The sequence below is a fragment of the Eudoraea sp. genome (assembly GCF_049665975.1).
Lineage (GTDB): Bacteria > Bacteroidota > Bacteroidia > Flavobacteriales > Flavobacteriaceae > Eudoraea.
Window position 1 is genome coordinate 1 of sequence record NZ_JBATGR010000527.1, and the last position, 4,311, is coordinate 4,311.

The 4,311-nt window shown below is 36.3% G+C and carries 3 protein-coding genes and 1 pseudogene; 3 read left to right on the forward strand and 1 reads right to left on the reverse strand.

Annotation, left to right across the window (positions count from 1 at the left end; translation table 11 throughout):
• The first annotated feature begins 102 nt into the window (after nt 1-102).
• The 3 genes from WBN20_RS16585 (at nt 103) to WBN20_RS16595 (ending at nt 3,726) form a co-directional block, all read left to right on the forward strand.
• Nucleotides 103-1,152: an alkane 1-monooxygenase gene (locus tag WBN20_RS16585; RefSeq protein ID WP_424282490.1), complete on the forward strand. Its 1,050-nt coding sequence runs from the start codon at nt 103-105 to the stop codon at nt 1,150-1,152.
• A 53-nt stretch (nt 1,153-1,205) separates the two neighbouring features.
• Nucleotides 1,206-2,729, forward strand: a complete 1,524-nt coding sequence (gene gltX, locus WBN20_RS16590) for a glutamate--tRNA ligase (protein WP_424282491.1) — start codon at nt 1,206-1,208, stop codon at nt 2,727-2,729.
• Nucleotides 2,730-2,805: 76 nt separating this feature from the next.
• Entirely contained in the window at nt 2,806-3,726 is a 921-nt protein-coding gene (locus WBN20_RS16595; protein WP_424282492.1) for an SPFH domain-containing protein, read from the forward strand.
• Between the two features lie 266 nt (nt 3,727-3,992).
• On the opposite strand, the pseudogene WBN20_RS16600 reads toward WBN20_RS16595, so the two are convergent.
• A pseudogene (locus tag WBN20_RS16600) lies at nt 3,993-4,311 on the reverse strand (glutamine--tRNA ligase); the annotation flags it as partial.

Sequence of the window (4,311 nt, forward strand, 5' to 3'; positions counted from 1 at the left end):
TTGTCCAATATGTTGTTATAACTACTCAAATTCTGCTATATTTAATACCAAGATACCCGTTAAACTAGATTTTTGACTCAAAGTTTTGTTAAAAAGTAGTGAATGAAAGATTTAAAGTACCTTACGGCTTTCACAATACCAATTTTCGCCTTTATTGGAATTTACTTTAAGGGATATTGGACTGTTATAACACCGGTATACGCATTTATGTTGATCCCGGTTATGGAGTTACTGCTTCCTGTAAATACAACAAACTTTGAAGGAGAGGAAAGAGAAACCAGGTTAAAAAACAAGCTTTTTGACTGGTTGCTTTATTTAAATATTCCCATTGTTTTTGGTCTGTTTTACACTTCGCTTTATGAACTTGCCACCACTTCGTACGAAACCTATGAATTAGTAGGAATTATAGTTTCCATGGGTATTGTTCTGGGGACCAATGGCATTAATGTAGCGCATGAATTAGGTCACCGTGCAAAGAGTTATGAACGCATTTTGGGCAAGCTATTACTTCTTCCCTCATTATATATGCATTTCTACATTGAACATAACTATGGGCATCATCTACATGCCGCCACAAAAGAAGATCCTGCAACAGCAAAATATAACCAATCGGTATATTCCTTTTGGTTCACCTCTGTAACACGACAATACATGAATGCCTGGGTTATTCAGAAAAAATTGTTGGGAACTGAGAAAAGAGGCATCTTCTCCTTATACAATGATATGTTTTGGTATACCCTAATTCAGCTTGTGCACTTAATCTTTATCTTTTTCCTATTTGGTGCCTCGGTTTCAGGATATGCTATCTTAATGGCGTTAGTTGGTTTTTTACTTCTTGAAACTGTTAATTACATTGAACATTATGGCTTGTTAAGAAAAAAGCTTCCTTCAGGGCGATATGAACGTGTGCGCGAAGTTCATTCCTGGAACAGTAATCATGTAATGGGCCGTATTATTTTATATGAATTGACGAGACATAGCGATCACCATTTTAAATCATCTAAAAAATACCAGATTTTGGATTATCATGATAGTTCACCCCAAATGCCGTTTGGTTATCCAACTTCAATGGTCCTGTCATTTTTACCTCCACTATGGTTTAGAATAATGAATCCAAGAATACCTGATGAAATGAAAACTTCAAGTTTATAATTTATTTTATTGTGCTTTTTTAACAACTATCTTTGTCTCCTAATTTTATTTAAATGAGTAAAAAAGTTCGTGTTCGGTTTGCGCCAAGTCCAACGGGTCCATTACATATAGGCGGGGTTAGAACCGCGCTGTATAATTATCTTTTCGCTAAACAAAACAATGGGGATTTCATTCTCAGAATAGAAGATACAGATCAAAACCGTTATGTTGAAGGCGCCGAAAATTATATCATTGAAGCGTTAAACTGGTGCGGTATCCCTTTTGATGAAGGTCCGGGAAAAGAATTAAGCCATGGCCCATACAGACAAAGCGAACGAAAATTACTTTACAAGGAATATGCGGATCTGCTTGTTGAGAGCGGTAAGGCTTATTACGCTTTTGACTCTGCTGACAGTCTTGATGCTCATCGGAAGGACCATGAGCGTAAGGGTAAAACCTTTATATATAATTGGCATAATCGCCTAAAGCTTGATAATTCACTTTCGCTCTCTCCCGAAGAACTTCAAACCAGGCTGGCTAAAGAGGAAAAATTTGTTATCCGTTTTTATAGCCCAGAAGATGAAGTACTGCATTTAAATGACATCATCAGAGGTGATATACAAATTGATACCAACATATTAGATGATAAAGTTTTATATAAAAGCGACGGTATGCCCACTTATCATCTGGCTAATATTGTTGATGATCATCTTATGGAGATAAGTCACGTTATCCGCGGTGAAGAATGGTTGCCTTCATTGGCTCTGCATACACAATTATACGATGCTTTTGGGTGGCAGGCCCCTAAATTTGCGCATCTGCCATTAATCATGAAGCCCGAAGGTAAAGGCAAATTGAGTAAACGTGATGGGGAGAAAGGAGGGTTTCCCATATTTCCGCTTTCATGGGGAGATTCTACAGGATATAAAGAGGCCGGCTACTTTCCAGAAGCGGTAGTTAATTTTCTCGCTCTTTTGGGATGGAATCCAGGCACGGAGCAGGAAATTTTCAAATTGGATGAGTTGATTAAAGCTTTTGACCTGAGCCGGGTGCACAAATCTGGCGCCAGATTTGATCCAGAAAAGACTAAGTGGTATAATCATCATTATCTTCAAGAACAAGATGATGCAGTTTTACTAAACTCCTTTAAACCTATACTTGCCGAAAAACTTAATAATGAACCAGCATTTGACCTTAATCTTGTAGAAAATGATAATTACATAGCCAGCGTAATTTCTTTGATAAAAGAACGCGCATCGTTTGTGTTGGACTTCTGGGAACTGGGTAGCTACTTCTTTCTGACTCCAAATTCATATAATGAAAAGGTGGTTAAAAAACAATGGAAAGAAAATACACCTTCTATTTTGAATAAAATTACCTTATTATTGCTGTCCCTAGAAGATTTTTCTTCTCCTGAACTTGAAAAAATGGTTAAAAAATGGATTGGGGAAGAGAGTTTGACGTTCGGGCAGGTTATGGCTCCTTTAAGATTAGTTATGGTAGGGGATTTAAAAGGGCCGCATTTATTTGATATCATGGCGTTGGTTGGAAAGGAAGAAACTTTGAATAGAATTAGAACGGCCTTGGCCAAATTGTAACAAATTGGTTATAATTCCGACATATCTTATACATTTCTATTTCACAAATTGTACTCACTAACTTAATTTATATAATATGGGCAACTTACTTCTTATACCAATTGTTTTTATAGGGCTTTTTATTCTTATGGCCTCATTTTTCATTGTTAAACAACAAATTGCTGTGATTGTTGAGCGGTTTGGAAGGTTTCACAGCATCAGAAATTCAGGATTACAGATGAAAATTCCGTTGATAGATCGTATCGCGGCTCGCCTGGGCCTTAAAATACAGCAATTAGATGTAATTGTTGAAACCAAGACTTTGGACGATGTGTTTGTAAAGCTGAAAATTTCAGTACAATATGTGGTTCTTAAAGAAAAAGTTTACGAGGCCTTCTATAAGTTAGAATATCCTCACGATCAAATTACTTCTTATGTCTTTGATGTGGTTAGGGCAGAGGTTCCTAAAATGAAATTAGACGATGTCTTTGTAAAGAAAGATGATATTGCTATAGCCGTAAAATTTGAATTACAGGAAGCCATGTTGGACTATGGATACGATATTATAAAAACTCTGGTGACCGATATTGACCCGGATGCCCAGGTAAAAGAGGCTATGAACAGAATTAATGCTTCTGAGCGTGAAAAGATAGCTGCACAGTTTGAAGGAGATGCAGCTCGAATACTGATAGTTGAAAAGGCCAAGGCCGAAGCTGAAAGTAAGCGTTTACAGGGCATGGGTATTGCAGATCAAAGACGCGAAATTGCAAGAGGTCTTGAAGAATCTGTTGAAGTATTAAATAAAGTGGGGATAAATTCACAGGAAGCCTCAGCTCTAATTGTTGTAACCCAGCATTATGATACACTTCAATCTATTGGTGAAGAAACCAATACTAATCTTATATTACTTCCAAATTCCCCACAGGCAGGAAGTAATATGTTGAATGATATGGTAGCTTCATTTACTGCAAGTAATATGATAGGTGAATCTATGAAAAAACAAAAACCTAACAAATAAGCATAATTTATAACACTTTTTCATAACTCCTGTCCGGAAGATTTCTGGCAGGAGTTTTATTATAAAATCAATTTTTTTTTGAAGTATATCGATTTTGCATCCAAATCAAGGGTAAACCGCTATAGAAGACTTATATAGGCCTATTTAACTACATAATCTTATATAGGTATATCGTAAAGGTGAGAAGCTGTAAAACAAGCTTAATTTTAATCGATCTATATAAATAATACCAATCGTAATATTTATAAAGATAAGTATTCTCTATTTTAGGCTTTTTGCTCTTTTTTGGCCCAGGTATCACGAAGAGTTACCGTTCTGTTAAATACCATTTTATCCGGGGTCGAATCTTCATCTACATTAAAATATCCTAATCGTTGAAATTGAAAACGATCGTTAATACTTGCTTCTTTAAGACTAGGTTCTACATAACCGGTAATAACCTCCAACGAATTTGGGTTAATGAATTCAAGAAAATCCTTATCCTTGTGCCCATCTGGTGTTTCATCTGTAAAAAGCCTATCGTACAATCTTACTTCAACTGGTAAGGCATGCTTAATAGAGACCCAGTGTAAGGTGCCTTTAACT